We start from the raw sequence: 17,083 nt of genomic DNA, 5'->3' as shown, positions 1-17,083 counted from the left end.
GTGCCTAGGCCTCGAGAACCACCGGGACGATCATCGGGCGGCGGCGCAGCCTGCGGTTGACCCAGGTTCCCACCACGCGGCGGACAACCTGCTGCAGCTGGTAGGCGGTGTGGTCCCGGTTGGACGTCACCGCTTCTTCCAGTGCCTTGCTGATCTTGGGCTTGATCTCGTCAAACACGGCGTCATCCTCGGCGAAGCCGCGGGCGTGGATCTCCGGGCCGGAGACGATGGTGCCGGTGCTGCGGTTCACCACGGTGATGACGGAGATGAAGCCTTCCTCGCCGAGGATCCTGCGGTCCTTGAGGTCGGTGTCGGTGATCTCGCCGACGCTGGAGCCGTCCACGTAGACGAAGCCGCACTCGATGGCGCCGACAACCCGGGCCTTGCCGTCCACCAGGTCCACCACGGTGCCGTCGTCGGCCAGGATGATGTTCTGCTCCGGGACGCCGGTCTGGACTGCGAGCTTGCCGTTGGCGATCAGGTGCCGGGTCTCGCCGTGCACGGGCATGGCGTTCTTCGGCTTGAGGATGTTGTACGTGTAGAGCAGTTCGCCGGCAGAGGCGTGGCCGGAAACGTGGATCTTGGCGGTGCCCTTGTGTACCACGTCTGCGCCGAGCTTCATCAGGCCGTTGATCACGCGGAAGACGGCGTTCTCGTTGCCCGGGATCAGGGAGGAGGCCAGGATGACGGTGTCACCCTTGCCGATGCTGATGCGGTGGTCTCCGTTAGCCATGCGGGACAGGGCTGCCATGGGCTCGCCCTGCGAACCGGTGGACATCAGGACCAGCTTGTGGTCCGGCATGTTATCCACGTTCTTCAGGTCCACGAGGATTCCCTCGGGGACGTGCAGGTAACCCAGCTTCTCCGCGATGGCCATGTTGCGGACCATGGAGCGCCCCACGAAGCAGACCTTGCGGCCGTGCGCTGCAGCGGCGTCGAGCACCTGCTGCACGCGGTGGATGTGGGAGGAGAAGGACGCCACGATGATGCGCTTCTTGACCTTGCCGAAGAGCTCTTCGAGTACCGGGCCGATGGCGCCTTCGGGGGATGTGAAGCCCGGGACGTCGGCGTTGGTGGAGTCAGCCATGTACAGGTCCACGCCTTCTTCGCCCAGCCGGGCAAAGGCACGCAGGTCCGTAATGCGGCCGTCCAGCGGCAGCTGGTCCATCTTGAAGTCACCGGTGTGCAGGACGTTGCCGGCCCGTGTGCGGATGAAGACTGCAAGGGCATCGGGAATGGAGTGGTTCACGGCCACGAACTCGCACTCGAACGGGCCGAACTGCTCTACCTGGCCCTCCTTCACCGTGAGGGTGAACGGCTTGATGCGGTGTTCCTGCAGCTTCGCCTCGATCAGCGCCAGCGTCAGCTGCGAACCGATCAGGGGAATGTCCTTCTTCAGCCGCAGCAGGTAGGGAACCGCGCCGATGTGGTCCTCGTGGCCGTGGGTGAGCACGACGCCCACTACGTCATCCAGCCGGTCCTCAATGTAGGAAAAGTCCGGCAGGATCAGGTCGACGCCGGGCTGGGTCTCTTCGGGGAAGAGCACCCCGCAGTCCACGATGAGCAGTTTGCCGTCGATCTCGAAGACAGCCATGTTACGGCCGATTTCTCCGAGCCCTCCCAGCGGAACGATCCGTAGTGTTCCGTCTTCGAGACGGGGAGGGGTTTGCAATGCGGTACCCGCAGCTTCAATCATGTTTGTTACGCCTTGTCCTGGGAAAAGTCCCATCCTGCTTCGGCCAGGTCCGCCAGGACAGCTTCCATTTCAATGGCATCGGGAGCCACCAGAGGCAGCCTTACAGCGGCGTCGGGGATCACTCCCTGCATCTTCAGGATCTGTTTGGCGGAAATGGCACCTGGTATGTGTGTCATTACGGCTCGCACTACCGGATCCAGCTCAAAGTGGATCCTGCGGGCCTTGTCGAAATCTCCTGCGGCGGCGGCGTCCACGAGGGCACGGAACGCGCCGGTGGCAACGTGGGCGCTGACGCTGACGACGCCGACTGCTCCGGCCACCATCCACGGCAGCGTCAGTCCGTCGTCACCGGCGTAAACGTCCAGGGTCGTGTTGGCCAGGACCCTGGTCACGGCGGCAAAGTCGGCCTTGGCGTCCTTGAGCGCCAGGACCTTGGGGTTCTCCGCGAGGCGGAACATCGTCTCTGTGGCGATGGGAATCCCGGCGCGTCCCGGGATGTCATAAATCATGATGGGCAGATCACTGGCAGCCGATACGGCGTCGAAGTGGGCGATCACGCCAGCCTGGGTCGGCTTGTTGTAATACGGCGTCACCACAAGCTGGCCGTCGGCACCGGCGCGCTCGGCACGGCGTGCCATCTCCACTGAGTGCGAGGTGTGGTTGGTGCCGGTTCCTGCGATGACCTTCGCGCGGCCGCCGACAGTCTGCGCCACAACGCGGAAGAGGTCTTCTTTTTCGCTGTCTTCCAGGGTGGAGGTCTCACCGGTGGTACCGGAAACAACCAGCCCGTCGCAGCCGTCCTCGACCAGCTTGTTGGCAAGGAACGCCGTGGCGTCGAAGTCAACTTCACCGTCAGCGGTGAAAGGGGTGACCATGGCGGTCACCAGGGTCCCAAACGGACGGGAACGAATATCAGAGTCTGCCATGGGTAAAACGTTACCCGTTGGAGCTGCGATTGGGACAAACGGACACCGGTGCGGCCCCGGGGCGGGCGGGGCCTGTGAGACGATTCCGTCATGAGCAGAACGCGTCTGACGGGCATCGATGCGGCCCGCGGGGTGGCACTGCTGGGCATGATGTCCACGCACATCTTCCCCCTCTACGACCCGGCAACCGGGGAACCCACCTTTGTGGCACTTGCCTTCTCCGGGCGTGCCTCAGCCCTGTTCGCCGTCGTGGCGGGCATCGGCATCGCACTGCTAACCGGCGGTTCCAGCCCCGGGACCGGCCGCTCCCCCGGAGCCAGCCGGCGCGGCATAGCCGCCCGTGCCGTGGTCATTGCGCTCATCGGGCTGCTGCTGGGCGGGCTGGACATCTCGATCGCCATCATTCTGTTCCATTACGCCGTGCTGTTCCTGATGGTGCTGCCCTTTACCTCCATGCCCCTGGGCCGGCTGGCCGCCTGGGCGGGCGCCTGGATCTGCCTCTCCCCCGTCCTGGCCTATCTGGTGCGGCCATGGCTGCAGGAGAACCTTAATCCGCCGGACGTGGGCGGGAACATTACGTGGGAACACTTCGCCGAGCCCGCCACGCTCGCCGCAGACGTGTTCTTCACCGGGTTCTACCCCACTGTTCAGTGGCTGAGCTATCTGCTGGTCGGAATGGTCATCGGCCGGCTGAATCTGGGTTCCCTCACCGTTCAGGCGGGTCTGGTGATCGGCGGCATCTTCGCCGCAGTGGCCGCCAAGTTCATCAGTGCCTACCTGCTCATCGATGCGGGCGGATTCGCCGAGCTGCTGGCAACCGAGTCAGGGCAGCAGTGGCCGATCGGCCGGATGCTGGAAGTAAACCTGACCGGGGTGGAGCAGTCGGGATCCTGGTGGTGGCTGGCTGTGAGTGCGCCGCATTCGGGGACCACGCTGGATCTGCTGCATACCAGCGGCACCGCAGCGGCCGTCGTCGGCGTCTGCCTCCTGCTGACCCGCGCGCGGCCCAACCTGCTGCTGCCGCTCTCCGCCGCCGGTGCAATGACCCTGACGCTTTACAGCATGCACATCTGGGTGATGGCACTGGTCGATGCCCAGGAACCGGCGCTTGACCCGTCCTGGGTGTTCTGGCTGCAGGCAGCTGCCGCGGTGCTGATCGGGATCGCGTTCGTCAAGCTCGGCTCCCGCGGACCGCTGGAAACGGTGGCCTCCGGAGCCTCGCGGCTGGCCCGCGACGGGAAACTGACCGGAAACCGGAACTGACCTGTGCCCGCACGGCGGCCCGGGCCGGGCCCGGCTAGGCGCTGGGCTGAACTAGCTACTCGGCTGAACTAGCTACTCGCCTGAACTGAGCCGCTGAAGAGCTTGCCGGCCTGGCGCATCGAGGAACGCGCCCGCTTGCGGTCACCCGCGGCGTCGTAAGCGCAGGACAGCCGGAACCAGGCCCTCCACTGCTCAGGGTCGGCCTCGACTTCTGCCTGGTACTTGGGGAACTCGGCGTCGGCTGCTTCGCGGATGATCCGGCCGCCCGGTGTGCGGGGAAGATCGTCCACGGGCAGTCCGCCTTCATCGGCGAGGATCCGGGCCATTTTCTCGGTCTGGACGCCGAAGAGCAGCTCGCGGACCAGTGCCCAGACGCCGACGGCGGGCAGCACGAAGTAGGCCGCTCCCATCGCCTTGGTAATCAGGCCGTCCGAGGTCAGCAGCAGCCAGCCGCGCTGGGCGACCACCAGCATGTAGAAAACCAGGAGCACCGTGACCAGCAGGACGCCGATCTTGGCGCGGTTATGGAAAAGGCCGGAAAAGAAGGTGGACAACGGGGGTTTCCTTAGGCGTTCAGGTTGAGGTAACCGTCGAGTCCGACGGTGAGGCCCGGGTGCGCGGCAACTTCGCGCAGGCCCAGGAGGACGCCGGGCATAAAGGACGCCCGGTCGTAGGAATCGTGGCGGATGGTGAGCTGCTCACCCTCGCCGCCCAGCAGGACTTCCTGGTGCGCGACCAGCCCGCGCAGGCGGACCGAGTGGACCCGGATGCCCTCGACGTCGGCGCCGCGGGCACTGGGAAGTTCCTTGACGGTGGCGTCCGGGGAGGCCGGTGTTCCCGCTTCGGCGCGGGAGGCCGCCATCAGCTCGGCGGTGCGGACCGCAGTTCCCGACGGCGCATCCACCTTGTTCGGGTGGTGCAGCTCCACGATCTCGACGGATTCGAAGTACGGTGCCGCCTTGGCTGCGAAAGCCGACGCGAGCACGGAACCCAGCGCGAAGTTCGGGGCGATCAGCACGCCGGTTTCGGGGTGTTCAGCCAGCAGGGCGTCCAGCCGCTCCAAGCGTCCGGCATCCCAGCCGGTGGTGCCCACCACGGCGTGCATGCCGTGTTCGACGGCGAAGCGCACGTTGGCTTCGGTGCTGTCCGGAACCGTCAGGTCCACCACGTACTGCGCGCCGGCGGAAACCAGGGTCTGCAGCGGGTCCTGCCGGCCGAGGGCAGCCACCAGTTCCATGTCCGGTGCCGCTTCAACGGCTTTGACGGCTTCGGACCCCATGCGTCCGGTGGCTCCAAGCACCGCGACGGGCAGTTTATTGCTCATGGCTCCAGATTACCGGTCAGGCCGGGGCGTCGCTGACGCCCACCCACTCCACCGTTCCGTCAGCGAGCGCCTGTTCCTTCCAGATCGGCACCTCGGCCTTGACCGTGTCCACCAGTTCGGAACAGGCTGCGAAGGCCGTTCCGCGGTGGGCGGAGGCCACCGCGGCCACCAGGGCAGCGTCCCCGATTTCCAGCGGTCCGGTGCGGTGTGCCGCCCACAGACGCACGCCGTCATACTTCTCGGCGATCCGGGCAGCGACGCCGGCAATCACCGCTGAGGCGGTCGGATGAGCGCTGTACCCGAGGGAGCGGACGTCCCTGCCGCCGTCGTGGTTGCGGACGATCCCGCTGAAGGTGACGACGGCGCCTGCCTGCGGCGTCCAGACGGCGGAGTAGGCGGTTTCGGTATCCAGCACGTCGTTTCCGACGGATGCCAGAACTACTTCGCTAGTGCTCATTGATGCCCTCCAGCTGGCCGCAGATGTGTCCGAGGATCGGTTCCAGGACCGTCAGCGAGTCCGTGACGCCGGACGGTGAGCCCGGCAGGTTCAGTACAAAGGTGCTTCCGGCTGTCCCTGCGTATCCGCGGGTCAGCGCCGCCATGGGAGTCTTGCTGAGCCCATAGGCACGCAGCGCTTCCATCACGCCGGGTACCTGCCGGTCCAGCAGCGGAAGGGTTTGTTCCGGGGTGGCGTCGGTGGGGCTGATGCCGGTGCCGCCGCTGGTGATGATGACCGAGGGTTCCAGTGCCAGCATGCGCCGAAGCGCCTGGCCCACCTCCTCGCCGTCGGGCACCACTTCGGCGAGCACCACGTCGAAGCCCTGGGCGTACAGCCAGTCCTGCAGCAGCGGTCCGGCGGCGTCTTCGTAGATACCGGCAGCGGCGCGGGTGGAAGCGACCAGGATGGCGGCTTTCCGCCGGGGTGCTGTCTCAGTGCGGATCACAGGCTCCAGTCTCCGCTCTTGCCGCCGGATTTGGCCAGCACCATGATGTCCGAGATGACCGAGTGCTTGTCCACGGCTTTGACCATGTCATACAGCGTCAGTGCCGTCACCGTCACGGCGGTCAGCGCTTCCATTTCGACGCCGGTAAGTGCCTTGGTCTTCACGGTAGCCTTCATGGTCACGGACCTCTCCCCCGGTTCAAAATCCACGGTGACCTTGGTGATGGGCAGCGGGTGGCAGAGCGGAATGAGGGTGGAGGTCTGCTTGGCAGCCATGATGCCGGCGACGCGGGAAACAGCGAAGGCGTCGCCCTTTGGCAGGCCGCCGTCGCTGAGCAGCCGCACCACCTCTGCGGTGGTGTTCAGCACGGCCTGTGCCGTGGCTTCGCGGGAGGTCTCGGCCTTGGCGGAGACATCAACCATGTGGGCGGTGCCGTCTGCACGGACGTGGGTCAGGGCCGGTGCGTCCCCGGAGTGTTCTTCCCCGGACATGTTCGGGTCCTTTCGGTGGTGTGCTGGATCTCGAAGTGCAGTTACTCCAAGAGCCATACTGTCACTTCCGCGCCTTGGAGCAGGTGTCCGGTTCCGGCCGGAATCAGTACCAGGGCGTTGGATTCGGCGAGGGCGTGGACCAGGTGGGAGCCCGGCCCGCCGATCAGTTCAACCCTGCCGTCCACGAAACGTCCGCGCCGCACCTGCAGTTTTCCTGCCGGGCTGTCCGCCGCGTCCGCCAGGACGGCACGGAGGATGCGCCGCGGCAGGGGCAACCCGGTCAGTGCCGTGAGGGCCGGCCGGAGGAAAACCTCAAACGAGACCAGCGCGCTGACCGGGTTGCCGGGAAACCCCAGGAGCGGAACGCCGTCGACGGCGCCAAGGCCCTGCGGACCGCCGGGCTGCATTGCCACTGAAAAGAACTCCACGCCTTCAGCTGCAAGGGCCAGCCGGACCACTTCGTAGGCGCCTTTGCTGATTCCGCCGGAGGTCACCACGAGGTCCGCCCCGCCCTGGGCGAGTTCATCGCGCAGCGCGGTGCGGAAGTCCTCCGGGGAATCCGCCAGGATCCGGGACCGGATGACCTCCGCTCCGGCTTCGGTAAGGCTGGCCGCCAGCAGGGTCGAGTTCGCGTCGTGGATCTGCCCCGGGGCCAGTTCCTGTCCCGGCTCCACCACTTCATCCCCGGTGCTTAGCAGCGCTACCCGCACCGGCGCCAGCACCGGCACCTCGGCGATGCCCAGCGCTGCCAGCAGGCCCAGCTGGGCCGGGCCCAGGCGGGTCCCCTTTGCCAGGGCCAGGGTGCCGGCTGCTATGTCGCTGCCTGCTGAACGGACAAACTGGCCGGCCGGGACGCCTGCGGGCAGGTGCACGCGGGCTCCGTCGCGGTCCTCCGGCGCGTAGAAGGTGTCCGGCTGCGAACGTTCAATGGGTACGACGGCGTCTGCTCCGTCCGGGAGCATGGCGCCGGTCATGATCGGGGCGGCAGTGCCGGCTGCCAGGGGCGGTGCCTGCGCTCCGGCCGGGATGGGAGCGGCGACCCCAAGTTCGACGAAGCTGCCCGCCGGCGCCGCTGTGAGGTCGACGGAATTCACGGCGTAACCGTCCATCTGCGAATTCGCGAACGGCGGCAGGCTGCGCGGGGCCGTGAGGTCTTCTGCGAGGATGCGGCCCGCGGCTCCGAAAAGCCCACGCTCCTGGACGCGCGGCCGCAGGCTGCGTGCCAGCAGCGCACGTACCGCTTCCTGATGTTCTTCCACGGGACGTACCCGGTTGCCTGCGCTGCTCACGTTCCCCCACTCCAGTCCCGGCGTCACTTGCCGAAAGTCTATGCCTGCGGCCCGTTAGCCCCGCAGGCGGGCGCGCAGCCGGGCAAGTTCCGTGTCTTGCAGGCCGCCGGAGCGGAGGTAGGCGGCAGCGGATCCGTGGTTGTCCTCCACCCAGTCCAGTGCCGCGCGGATGGCTTCGGCCGGGGCCCCGTTGATAAGCCTGACGATCCCTTCGGTCAGCGGAACCCCCATGCCGGCAACCATGCCCAGCATCCGCTCGGACCACTCCCCGGCCAGCTGCAGTTCGCTGCGCCCGTAGTCGGCAAGCACGGCGTCCCTTTCCACACCGGCGGCGTCAAGGAGCAGGGCCGCCGCCACCCCGGTGCGGTCTTTTCCAGCAGTGCAGTGCACAAGCACCGCCCCGTCGGCGGCCGCAGCGGCCCTGGCGGTGCGGGCGAAAACCTGCGCGCCGTGTTCCAGCATTCCGGTGTAGATCCGGTCCAGGGTGGGCAGCTGGTCCACTGCCGCCTGCACTGCCTGTGCTGCGGCAGCCCCGCTGCCCGGAAGCTGCGTCCGCTGCATGGCTGTCTGGGCCATGGCCGTGAACGCGCCTTCGAGCAGCGGCAGGTCCACCTTCTCCACGTCCATTCCTGCCGGCAGGCGGTCCGGTGCCATCTGCTGTTCGGCCGGGGTCCGGAAATCAACGATCACGCTGATTCCCGAACCTGCCAGATCCGCCAGGCCCCGCGGAGTCAGGGCACTGACCGCGTCCGAGCGGTAGAGGATTCCGTTCGCGGTGCTCCCGCCTCCGGTCAGGGGCAGACCTCCGGTATCACGGAAATTGAACGTTCCTTCCAGGGTTGAAATCGCCATGCTCAGACCCTAGCGGACCGGTTCCTCGTCAGAGGGTTCCGGCCCTCACCTGGAACTGACCTTGCCGAACACCGATGCCACCGGAGCCAGCACAAACGGTCTGTTCGCCAGCACTGCCGCCCCGACGATCACCGCGAGGGAAAGCACAAAGAGCCAGAAGCCTGTCCAGTTGGATGCATAGGCCCCGGGGTCGGTGGATCCCTGGGCTGCGTACATGTGGTTCAGGTTGCGGAGTGCACCCGTGGCAAAGACCAGGATGACGTGTACGGCAATGAAGGCAACGAAATAGAGCATGACCGGGAAATGGACCCGACGCGCTGCCTCGATGGGGAATGCCTTGCCCGCCCTTTGTGCCTTCTTCGGCCACATCCCGGACATCCTGAAACCGGTGGCTGCGGCAAGCGGAGCTGCGATGAAGATCGTGACAAAGTAGGCAAGCTGCTGAAGGGCGTTGTAGTTCACCCAGCCGTTGTCCGTGGGCCAGTCAAGGGACATGTACTGCAGCCCTGCGGAGACGGCATTGGGGAACACCTCCCAGGATGTGGGTATAACCCGCATCCACTGCCCGGTAGCGAACAGCAGCACAATAAACACCGCCCCGTTCACCAGCCACAGCAGATCCAGGGACTGGTGCAGCCAGACGGTGAGACTGACCTTTCCGCTGTTCCGCCCCTTCGGCGTCCAGTAGGCAGAGGGCCGTTTCTCGCGGCGGATCTGCAGCCCGGAGCGGATGATCAGCACCATGAGGAAGACGTTCATAAAATGCTGCCAGCCCAGCCAGGCGGGCAGGCCTACGGGCGCGCCCTCCGGCAAATGGTATTCCCCGGGGTAAGCCGCCAGGAAAGACGTTCCTGACCCGCTGCTGAGGAACCAGCGCGAGCACAGCACAGCCGCAGCAGCGGCCAGGACCAGTGCCGCCGCCGCGAGGCCGGGTTTGACCCAGCGGTTCGGTACCCGCGGCGGGTCCTGCACCCCCGGTGAACCGGAGGGCGCCTGCGCCGGACTGGCCGGGTTGGGCTGTGCGGCGGGATTGGGCTGTGTGCTCGGTTTGGGCTGTGTGTCCGCTGCCGGTTCCGGTCGGGCTGCACCGTTCCCGGGCACCGGCACGTTCGCGGACTTTGAGGATTCCGCGGATACCGGCTGTGTTTCCGGTACTGCGGACACCGGAACAGCCGGCTCATCCGCTGCCGGGGCTGCCGCCGGGGTCCCGGCGTCCACGGTGTGCACCTGCACCTCGCTGACAGACGGCCATGCGGTGCCTCCCGTGGTCCGCGGCAGTCCCTGCCGAAGACGGTAGGTCCGGGTGCTGCCGCCGGGGCCTCCGGGAGCTGCGGGTTCGGGTGCTGCGCCGGCTGGCATGCCGGTGCCCGGCGCGTTTTCGCCGGCCGTGTTGCCGGCGGGCGCCACGTCCACGGACGTTGCGGCGGCGGACGTTGCGGCGGCGGACGTTGCGGCGGCGGCACCTGTTTCCGCACGGGCAGGCGCCGGAACTGATGCTGCCCCTCCTGCCGGCCAGGCCTCACCGCCGGGTGTGCGCGGAAGGCCGCGGCGCAGCTGAATTGTGCCGGTGCCTGACGGGGCGGCTGCTGCCTCAGTTTCCGTTGCTGCGGAAGCAGCGCGGACCTCACGCTCCTGCTCCACGCCCGCACCATCGGCCTGCATCGCCGGCAGGCCGGGAGCTTCGGTTTTCTCAGCTGTGGAGGCGGTCTGCACCGGAGCGGAACCGGGAGCGGGGCTGCCTTCCACCTCGGGCCAGGGCGCTCCTCCGGCGCGGCGCGGGAGCCCCCTGCGCAGGGCTGTGCCTTCGGACATCAGGACTCCGCCTTCTTGGCCTGCAAAACCTTGATGGCCTGCGGGATCACCGTGAACAGATCACCCACAACACCAAAATCCGCGCCTTCGAAGATGGGTGCATCGGCGTCCTGGTTCACGGCCACAATGGTCTTCGCGGTCTGCATGCCGGCCTTGTGCTGGATGGCACCGGAAATACCCAGGGCCACATAGAGCTGGGGTGAAACAGAAACACCCGTCTGGCCCACCTGGTGCGCGTACGGAACATAACCGGCATCCACCGCCGCACGGGATGCCCCCACGGCTGCTCCGAGTTCGTCAGCCAGCTCCTCCACCAGGGCAAACTGCTCCGCAGAGCCCAGCCCGCGGCCGCCGGCCACTACCTTTCCAGCTCCGCGCAGCTCGGGACGGGAGGTGTTCACCACGGCAGGGTCGAAGGAGAGCACCTGGCCCGCCCTTGCCCCCTGCAGGGTGAATTCCAGCTCCTGCTGCTGCAGCGGGCGGGCCTGCGCCCGTGCCTCAACTGCCCCCTGGCGGACGGTCACGACGGGCGTGCCGAAAGTAAGTGCTGACTCTGCAAGATACTCGCCGCCGTAAACGGAGTGCAGGGCCACTATGCCCTCTGCATCGCGTGAAAGGCCCACGGCGTCAACCGCCAGTGCGGTACCGGCACGCACGGCGTACCGTCCGGCCACATCGCGCCCCTCCACGGAATTGGAGACCAGCACGGCGTCAGGCGCCACCAGCGCGGCGGCGGCTTCAAGTGCGTCCACTACCGGAACGGTCATATCCGCCCCGGCAGCAGAGATATCTGCTGTCAGAACCCGAGCTGCGCCAAGGGCGGCGGCTGCCTCTGCGGCCTCGCCCAGCTCCGCCGGGTTGCCGGCCAGCAGCACCACCGGGGTACCGATGCCCTCTGCGGCGCCCAGCAGGCCGGCGGAACTCTTTGCCAGTCCTCCCCCGGGCAGGGTGTCCAGCAGCACGAGAATGGAATCACTTGCGAATTCAGTCATGGTGGGTGCCCCTTTAGGCAAGTTTGTTTTCGAGTAGGAATTCCGCCAGCAGCCGGCCCCCGTCGCCTTCGTCCACGATCTTGACGCCGGTCCCGCGGGCAGGCCGCGTGTCTACGCGCGTCATGATGGACCTCGGGATGTCCAGGCGCTCGGCGTCAACACCAAGCTCTGCTGCGGTGAGCACCTCGAACGGCTTTTTCTTCGCGGCCATAATGCCCTTGAAGTTGGGGAAGCGGCCGGGAGGCATTGCGTCGGTGATGGAGATGACGGCAGGCAGCGCGGCAGATACGCGCGCCACACCTGCGTCGCTTACCCGGGTACCGGACACTTCCGTTGCCGAAATGTCCACCTCGGAGAGGTTGGTCAGCTGGGGCAGGCCAAGACGTTCGGCGACCATCGCTGCCATCACCCCGCCGGACCCGTCAGTGGACTGGTTGCCGGTAATCACCAGGTCAGCACCGATTCGCTGCACCGCAGCGGCGAGCACCTCGGCAGTCAGCCCCAGGTCGGCACCCTGCAGTGCCTCGTCAGCCACCTGCACAGCGGATCCGGCTCCCATGGCCAGGCCCTTGCGGATGGTCGCGTTTGCCGTCTCCGGAGCCATGGAGAGCAGGACGACTTCGGTTTCCGGATCACTGTCCGCGTGGGCAAGGGCGGCTTCCACCGCCCGCTCGCCGATTTCATCCAGCACGGCGTCACCGGCTGCACGATCCGCCAGCCCTGTCTCCAGGGACAGCTTGCGTTCCCCGTAGGTATCAGGGACTTCCTTGATCAGGACAACGATTTTCATTACGGCTCCTTTGTCTGCGGATGCTTGGGGCTCCCATCCCGCGGGCAACACCTCGATCTCATCGCTGACAGCCTAGGGGGCCGAACGCCGGCGCAGTACCCGTCCTCTCACTGGCTGATAGTGCCGCATCCGCCCATTGACGCGGCATCCCCTGCTCCATATTCTGTATAAACGAATACCGTTCCACCTTACAGAATCAGTTGAGAATCGTGGTCCCGACCGGGTGCTGCCGATTCGGCACCGGAGGAGAGAAAGTCATGACGCAAGAGCCAACAAAGGTCCAGACCCTGGTGGCAGGCGGAGGGATCGGCGGACTTGCCGCCGCCGCCGGCCTCGCACGCAACGGCAAGGACGTCCTTGTCCTGGAACGTGCCCCCGAATTCGCGGAAGTGGGTGCAGGCATCCAGCTCGCCCCGAACGCCCTGTCCGCCCTTGACCGTCTGGGAGTACTGGACAAGGTAAAGCGGGACGCCGTCGTTCCGGAGCGGAAAATCTACATTGATGCGGTGACCGGCCAGACCATCGCCACCATCGATCTGGGCAAGGAGTTCGAGGAACACTACGGATACCCGTACATCGTCACCCACCGGGCCGACCTGCATGCAGCACTTCTGGAAGCCTGCCAGGAGAGCGGCCGGGTGCAGCTGGTAACGGACGCCGAGGTTCTCAGCGCGGCCAACCAGGCTGACGGAACAGTCCTGGTCAAGACACTGGCGGGTGCGGAGTACATCGCGGATGCCGTCATCGGAGCCGACGGCGTGCGGTCAAACCTGCGCGGCGCGATCGTGGATGACGGCCTGGTTGCCTCCAAGTACGTGGCCTACCGCGGCACTGTTCCCATTGAAGCCGTGGGCGAAGACGTCACGTCCTCCCCCGCTGTGCTTTGCTGGCTCGGCCCGAACATGCACCTGATCCAGTACCCGCTCCGCGGCGGAAAGCTGTACAACAACGTGGCTGTCTTCAAGTCGGATGCGTACTCACCGGACCATGACAACTGGGGAACCCCTGAAGAACTGGATGCCCGGTTCTCGGTGTGCTGCGACGCCGTGCAGAACGCCGGGCAGTACCTGAGCAGGGACATCCGCTGGCCCATGTATGACCGCGAACCGGCAGAGGTATGGGTGAACGGCCGCGTGGCACTGCTGGGCGACGCCGCCCATCCGATGCTGCAGTACCTGGCCCAGGGCGGTGCCCAGTCCATCGACGATGCGATCGCGATCTCGGAAGAACTCACCCGCACGGACGACGTCGAGGAAGCCTTCACGGCATACCAGGACCGCCGCCTGAAGCATGCCGGCAACATCCAGCGCCTGGCGCGCGCCGCCGGAGAGCTCTTCCACATCGAGGGAGTCGCCCGGAACATGCGCAACTACGTCTTCCGGGACCACGATCCCAAGGACTACTCCAACTTGGACTGGATGTTCATGCCGCTTGACCGTGCGCCGCAGGAACGCCGCTACCCGGTCTAGCCTGCCGCCGGGCCCGGCCCGAAACCGTCAGCGGTGCAGTTCGTTCGCGAGCTGCACCGCTGCTTTTTTCATGTGATCCACCAGCGGGGAAAGCGATTCTTCAGGGATCCTTCCGGTCGGGTAGGTGAGCCCGATGGCGTAGTCCACCGATTCGCCGTCGCGGCTGTACACCGGAACGGCCAGGGCGCTGACCCCATGCTCCACTTCACCGTGCTGCAGCAGATACCCGTTGGCCTCAACCTCCGCCAAATGTGCTTCGAAGCGTTCCGGATCCACGCCGGCAGACTCCAGCACTGCCGGAGGCACCGGGGCGTCCTTCCCGGACAGCAGGACCCGGCCCATGCCGCTGCGCACGGCCGGCTGGGCGTGGCCCTCACGGTTCCCGACCCGCAGCAGGTGCGGGCTCTCCACAGAGGCAATGGTCAGGGCAGACCAGCCATCAAGAATGCACAGGTGCACCGTCTCGCCGGACTCCTCGACCAGGGACGCAAGAATTGGACGGGCCACCTGGCGTGCGCGCTCACGCTGGTCCGAAAGACGGTCCAGGGTCTCCCCCGGATAATAGGCCTTTGTCTCCGGATCCTGGCGTGCGAACCCGCGGTGCACCAGCATTTGCAGCAGCCGGTGCGCAGTGGAAGGAGCCACGCCGAGCGTGCCGGCGGCCTCGCCTATCCGGATTCCGGACGGATGCTCGGAGACCAGGACCACCAGGCGCAGTGCCTTGTCCACGGACCCGATCGGATAGGTGGGCTCGTCCTTCTTGACAGTCATAGTTCGACCATAGCGGGGATCTCGCCCTGCAGAACGTGATTCTGGCCGATGTCGCCGGAAAACTCAGTACGACGAATCCCCGCCGGCCGCTCCGGCCCCGGGCAGCGAGTGCCGGGAGAGGTCCGCGCTGATCGCCCTGGCCGTTCCCAGGACCTGGGGAAGAATCGTACGGGGTTCCGGGATGCGGGTTTCCGGGAAGGATACGGTCAGGCTGGCCACCGCGGTCCCGAGTTCGCCAAAGACGGGCGCAGCTACGGAAGTGCGTCCGGGCAGTCCGTCGTCACGCATTACCCCGTAGCCCTGGGCCCGGATAACTGCCAGCTCATGGCCCAGTGCGGCCAGTCCGTCCGCAGGCCGGGCGCCTGCGGACGCGCCGTCGTCGGGCAGTCCGGAACCATATCCCGCGGCTTCCTCCGCCGCTTCCTTCTGGATACGGCGCCAGGCATCGTCGCTGTAGGCCAGCAGCACCCGGCCGCCTGCCGTACTCTGCAGCGGCATCCGGCGGGTCACGAAGGAGGATGCTGCGGTGGGTTTGACCCGGGTAATCCGGTCCCCAAAGACGGCGTCCTGGCCGTCCCTGACGCCCAGGTACACCGTTCCGCGCGTTGCCATGTGCAGATTGACCAGATACGGCTGTGCCAGTTCCCGCAGGCGGCGGATCTGCGGGGCGCTCACCCCCAGGCGCCAGATCCGGGCACCGAGCCGGTAGCGGCCGCGGGCAAGGCGCTCTACGCCCTCCCACTCCACCAGGGCAGCGAGCATACGGTGGACAGTGGCAGGAGGCAGGCCGGTCCGTTCGCAGATTCCGGCGACGGTCATTTCCTGTCCGCCCTCGAAACAGTCCAGGATCTCAAATGCCCTGCCCAGAACGGACCGTTTTGTGTCATCGTTCTGGTCCGCAATACCGCTGCCCGCCATAAAATCTCCGTCTATCCTGTTACCGGCCGTTTCGGCCCGCCACCCGGCGATTCTATCCGTTGAGCGGAGCCTGGCCGGACGGCACGGCGTAGGTCTCAATGGCTGGACGTACTGTGACCCATTGTGTCTCGGTGAACGCCTCGTAATTGGCTTCCGCCCCGCCAAACCGGGCGCCGTTGCCGGATGCACCCATACCGCCAAACGGCGCGGTGGCCTCATCTCCCACTGTCTGTTCATTGATGTGCACAACGCCGCTTCTGATCCTGTCCGCCACCGACATCGCGGTGCCGGCGTCTCCAAGCACGGCCACGGACAGCCCGTACGGGCTGGCGTTGACCAGTTCCACTGCTTCATCCACGCTGCGGTAGACCAGCACCGGCGCCACCGGACCGAAGATTTCGTCCCGCCACACCGGCATCTGCGGATCCAGGTTGGCCAGCACGGTGGGCAGGTAGTGCCTGCCTTCCGCCCGGCCCCCCGCACGCACCTCGGCACCGGCCGCCACAGAGGCGTCCACCATCGCGCTGACGGCGGCAAGCTGTCCGGCGTCGATCACGGGGCCTATCTGTACCCCGTTCTCGCGGTACGGATCTCCAACAACCAGCGAACCGGCAATCCTCGCCAGCTCCGCGGTGTATTCCTCCGCCTGGGATTCGTGCACCAGGTGCCGGCCGGCTGCCTGGCAGATCTGGCCCTGGTGCAGGAAGGAGGCAAAAGCCCCGGCAGCCGCCGCGGCTTTCGTGTCAGCGCCCGGGAGCACCAGGACTGCGTTGTTGCCCCCAAGTTCCAGGTGCGCCCGCTTCATCTGTGCTGCTGCAGCTTCGCCCACCTTCAGGCCGGCCGCCGTGGAACCGGTGAAGGAGATGATGCGGACCTCCGGCGCGTTCACCACGGCGGCACCAATCTCGGAACCGCCAAGGAGGACCTGCAGCACCCCGGCAGGCAGCCCCGCCGCTTCGAAGATCCGCTGGATCAGGACGCCGCCGCTGACGGAGGTGCGCGGGTCCGGCTTGAGCAGCACCGCATTCCCCAGGGCCAGCGCCGGAGCCACGGACCGGATTCCGAGCGTCAGCGGGTAGTTGAACGGAGAGATGACCGAGACCACCCCGGCAGGGATCCGCCGCGAGAAAGACCACCGTGCCTTGTTGGTGGCCAGGGTCTGCCCGTGCGGATGGGTCGGCAGGGCGGCTGCTTCACCGCATTCGGCGACTGCAGCGAACACCTCTGTCGCGGCCTTGGCCCACGTTCCCCCGCTCTCCCGGACAAGCCAGGGGGTTATCTCATCCGTGTGCTGTGAAAACAGTTCGCCGGCGCGCTGAAGCACCCCGGCACGCGCTGCCGGCGGCAGTGCCGCCCACTTCCGCTGTGCCGCGGCGGCCGCGGCGGCGGCGTCCCGTACTTCTTCCGCCGTTACGGTGCCCAGCTCGGCGAGCACCTCGCCTGTGGCAGCGTCCCTGGATTGCAGCCCGGTTCCCCCGCCTGCGCTCCACGTGCCGCCCAGCGGCAGCCGCTGCGTCCCGGCCCCTGCATCAAGCACATCCATCAT

17 protein-coding genes are annotated in these 17,083 nt (G+C 66.7%); 2 read left to right on the top strand and 15 right to left on the bottom strand.

The window, feature by feature from the left end; translation table 11 throughout:
• Positions 1 to 4: 4 nt before the first annotated feature.
• Complete coding sequence (locus ACWGQ2_RS16740; protein WP_452019276.1) at positions 5 to 1,696, bottom strand: ribonuclease J; 1,692 nt, start codon at positions 1,694 to 1,696, stop codon at positions 5 to 7.
• 5 nt (positions 1,697 to 1,701) lie between these two features.
• Positions 1,702 to 2,622, bottom strand: coding sequence for a 4-hydroxy-tetrahydrodipicolinate synthase (gene dapA / locus ACWGQ2_RS16735; protein WP_152228470.1), 921 nt, complete (start codon positions 2,620 to 2,622; stop codon positions 1,702 to 1,704).
• 90 nt (positions 2,623 to 2,712) lie between these two features.
• Between dapA and ACWGQ2_RS16730 the strand changes: the two genes are divergently transcribed.
• Positions 2,713 to 3,885: a heparan-alpha-glucosaminide N-acetyltransferase domain-containing protein gene (locus ACWGQ2_RS16730; RefSeq protein WP_452019274.1), complete on the top strand. Its 1,173-nt coding sequence runs from the start codon at positions 2,713 to 2,715 to the stop codon at positions 3,883 to 3,885.
• A 68-nt stretch (positions 3,886 to 3,953) separates the two neighbouring features.
• On the opposite strand, the gene ACWGQ2_RS16725 is transcribed toward ACWGQ2_RS16730, so the two are convergent.
• The 10 genes from ACWGQ2_RS16725 to ACWGQ2_RS16680 form a co-directional block, all read right to left on the bottom strand.
• Positions 3,954 to 4,358 carry a hypothetical protein gene (locus tag ACWGQ2_RS16725; protein WP_452019385.1) on the bottom strand — a complete coding sequence of 135 codons (405 nt, stop codon included), beginning with the start codon at positions 4,356 to 4,358 and terminating at the stop codon, positions 3,954 to 3,956.
• 92 nt (positions 4,359 to 4,450) lie between these two features.
• Positions 4,451 to 5,209 (bottom strand): 4-hydroxy-tetrahydrodipicolinate reductase, encoded by a 759-nt coding sequence (dapB, locus tag ACWGQ2_RS16720; RefSeq protein WP_452019272.1) that lies wholly within the window; start codon positions 5,207 to 5,209, stop codon positions 4,451 to 4,453.
• Between the two features lie 16 nt (positions 5,210 to 5,225).
• The gene (locus ACWGQ2_RS16715; RefSeq protein WP_452019270.1) at positions 5,226 to 5,666 is read right to left on the bottom strand and encodes a molybdenum cofactor biosynthesis protein MoaE; all 441 of its coding nucleotides are present in this window, start codon (positions 5,664 to 5,666) and stop codon (positions 5,226 to 5,228) included.
• Complete coding sequence (locus ACWGQ2_RS16710; RefSeq protein WP_452019268.1) at positions 5,656 to 6,153, bottom strand: MogA/MoaB family molybdenum cofactor biosynthesis protein; 498 nt, start codon at positions 6,151 to 6,153, stop codon at positions 5,656 to 5,658. The genes ACWGQ2_RS16715 and ACWGQ2_RS16710 overlap by 11 nt, the downstream gene beginning before the upstream one ends.
• Positions 6,150 to 6,644 (bottom strand): cyclic pyranopterin monophosphate synthase MoaC, encoded by a 495-nt coding sequence (moaC, locus tag ACWGQ2_RS16705; protein ID WP_452019266.1) that lies wholly within the window; start codon positions 6,642 to 6,644, stop codon positions 6,150 to 6,152. Before moaC ends, ACWGQ2_RS16710 begins: the two co-directional genes overlap by 4 nt.
• A gap of 41 nt (positions 6,645 to 6,685) precedes the next feature.
• Entirely contained in the window at positions 6,686 to 7,960 is a 1,275-nt protein-coding gene (locus ACWGQ2_RS16700; protein WP_452019264.1) for a molybdopterin molybdotransferase MoeA, read from the bottom strand.
• Between the two features lie 27 nt (positions 7,961 to 7,987).
• Positions 7,988 to 8,785 (bottom strand): tyrosine-protein phosphatase, encoded by a 798-nt coding sequence (locus ACWGQ2_RS16695; protein WP_452019262.1) that lies wholly within the window; start codon positions 8,783 to 8,785, stop codon positions 7,988 to 7,990.
• A gap of 45 nt (positions 8,786 to 8,830) precedes the next feature.
• The gene (locus ACWGQ2_RS16690) at positions 8,831 to 10,597 is read right to left on the bottom strand and encodes a cytochrome b/b6 domain-containing protein (RefSeq protein ID WP_452019260.1); all 1,767 of its coding nucleotides are present in this window, start codon (positions 10,595 to 10,597) and stop codon (positions 8,831 to 8,833) included.
• Positions 10,597 to 11,589 (bottom strand): electron transfer flavoprotein subunit alpha/FixB family protein, encoded by a 993-nt coding sequence (locus tag ACWGQ2_RS16685; RefSeq protein ID WP_452019258.1) that lies wholly within the window; start codon positions 11,587 to 11,589, stop codon positions 10,597 to 10,599. Before ACWGQ2_RS16685 ends, ACWGQ2_RS16690 begins: the two co-directional genes overlap by 1 nt.
• A 13-nt stretch (positions 11,590 to 11,602) precedes the next feature.
• Entirely contained in the window at positions 11,603 to 12,379 is a 777-nt protein-coding gene (locus ACWGQ2_RS16680; RefSeq protein ID WP_452019256.1) for an electron transfer flavoprotein subunit beta/FixA family protein, read from the bottom strand.
• Positions 12,380 to 12,636: 257 nt separating this feature from the next.
• On the opposite strand from ACWGQ2_RS16680, the gene ACWGQ2_RS16675 reads away from it, so the two are divergent.
• On the top strand, positions 12,637 to 13,848 hold the full coding sequence (locus tag ACWGQ2_RS16675) for an FAD-dependent monooxygenase (protein WP_452019254.1): 1,212 nt from the start codon (positions 12,637 to 12,639) through the stop codon (positions 13,846 to 13,848).
• Positions 13,849 to 13,875: 27 nt separating this feature from the next.
• On the opposite strand, the gene ACWGQ2_RS16670 is transcribed toward ACWGQ2_RS16675, so the two are convergent.
• From ACWGQ2_RS16670 to ACWGQ2_RS16660, 3 genes are all read right to left on the bottom strand, one after another.
• On the bottom strand, positions 13,876 to 14,619 hold the full coding sequence (locus ACWGQ2_RS16670) for an IclR family transcriptional regulator (protein ID WP_452019252.1): 744 nt from the start codon (positions 14,617 to 14,619) through the stop codon (positions 13,876 to 13,878).
• Between the two features lie 63 nt (positions 14,620 to 14,682).
• Entirely contained in the window at positions 14,683 to 15,537 is an 855-nt protein-coding gene (locus ACWGQ2_RS16665; RefSeq protein ID WP_452019250.1) for an IclR family transcriptional regulator, read from the bottom strand.
• A gap of 52 nt (positions 15,538 to 15,589) precedes the next feature.
• Positions 15,590 to 17,080, bottom strand: coding sequence for an aldehyde dehydrogenase family protein (locus tag ACWGQ2_RS16660; protein ID WP_452019383.1), 1,491 nt, complete (start codon positions 17,078 to 17,080; stop codon positions 15,590 to 15,592).
• Positions 17,081 to 17,083: the final 3 nt, after the last annotated feature.

It is taken from the genome of Arthrobacter sp. NPDC055585, from assembly GCF_053619115.1.
This window is presented reverse-complemented; position numbering and strand designations above follow the sequence as displayed.

Bases quoted from the DNA above. Each gene is read 5' to 3' on its own strand.
- ACWGQ2_RS16665 (WP_452019250.1), bottom strand. From the start codon at position 15,537: ATGGCGGGCAGCGGTATTGCGGACCAGAACGATGACACAAAACGGTCC.
- ACWGQ2_RS16695 (WP_452019262.1), bottom strand. From the start codon at position 8,785: ATGGCGATTTCAACCCTGGAAGGAACGTTCAATTTCCGTGATACCGGA.
- ACWGQ2_RS16690 (WP_452019260.1), bottom strand. From the start codon at position 10,597: ATGTCCGAAGGCACAGCCCTGCGCAGGGGGCTCCCGCGCCGCGCCGGA.
- ACWGQ2_RS16740 (WP_452019276.1), bottom strand. From the start codon at position 1,696: ATGATTGAAGCTGCGGGTACCGCATTGCAAACCCCTCCCCGTCTCGAA.
- moaC (WP_452019266.1), bottom strand. From the start codon at position 6,644: ATGTCCGGGGAAGAACACTCCGGGGACGCACCGGCCCTGACCCACGTC.
- ACWGQ2_RS16730 (WP_452019274.1), top strand. From the start codon at position 2,713: ATGAGCAGAACGCGTCTGACGGGCATCGATGCGGCCCGCGGGGTGGCA.
- ACWGQ2_RS16675 (WP_452019254.1), top strand. From the start codon at position 12,637: ATGACGCAAGAGCCAACAAAGGTCCAGACCCTGGTGGCAGGCGGAGGG.
- ACWGQ2_RS16685 (WP_452019258.1), bottom strand. From the start codon at position 11,589: ATGACTGAATTCGCAAGTGATTCCATTCTCGTGCTGCTGGACACCCTG.
- ACWGQ2_RS16660 (WP_452019383.1), bottom strand. From the start codon at position 17,080: ATGGATGTGCTTGATGCAGGGGCCGGGACGCAGCGGCTGCCGCTGGGC.
- ACWGQ2_RS16670 (WP_452019252.1), bottom strand. From the start codon at position 14,619: ATGACTGTCAAGAAGGACGAGCCCACCTATCCGATCGGGTCCGTGGAC.
- ACWGQ2_RS16680 (WP_452019256.1), bottom strand. From the start codon at position 12,379: ATGAAAATCGTTGTCCTGATCAAGGAAGTCCCTGATACCTACGGGGAA.
- ACWGQ2_RS16725 (WP_452019385.1), bottom strand. From the start codon at position 4,358: ATGCTGGTGGTCGCCCAGCGCGGCTGGCTGCTGCTGACCTCGGACGGC.
- dapA (WP_152228470.1), bottom strand. From the start codon at position 2,622: ATGGCAGACTCTGATATTCGTTCCCGTCCGTTTGGGACCCTGGTGACC.
- dapB (WP_452019272.1), bottom strand. From the start codon at position 5,209: ATGAGCAATAAACTGCCCGTCGCGGTGCTTGGAGCCACCGGACGCATG.
- ACWGQ2_RS16715 (WP_452019270.1), bottom strand. From the start codon at position 5,666: ATGAGCACTAGCGAAGTAGTTCTGGCATCCGTCGGAAACGACGTGCTG.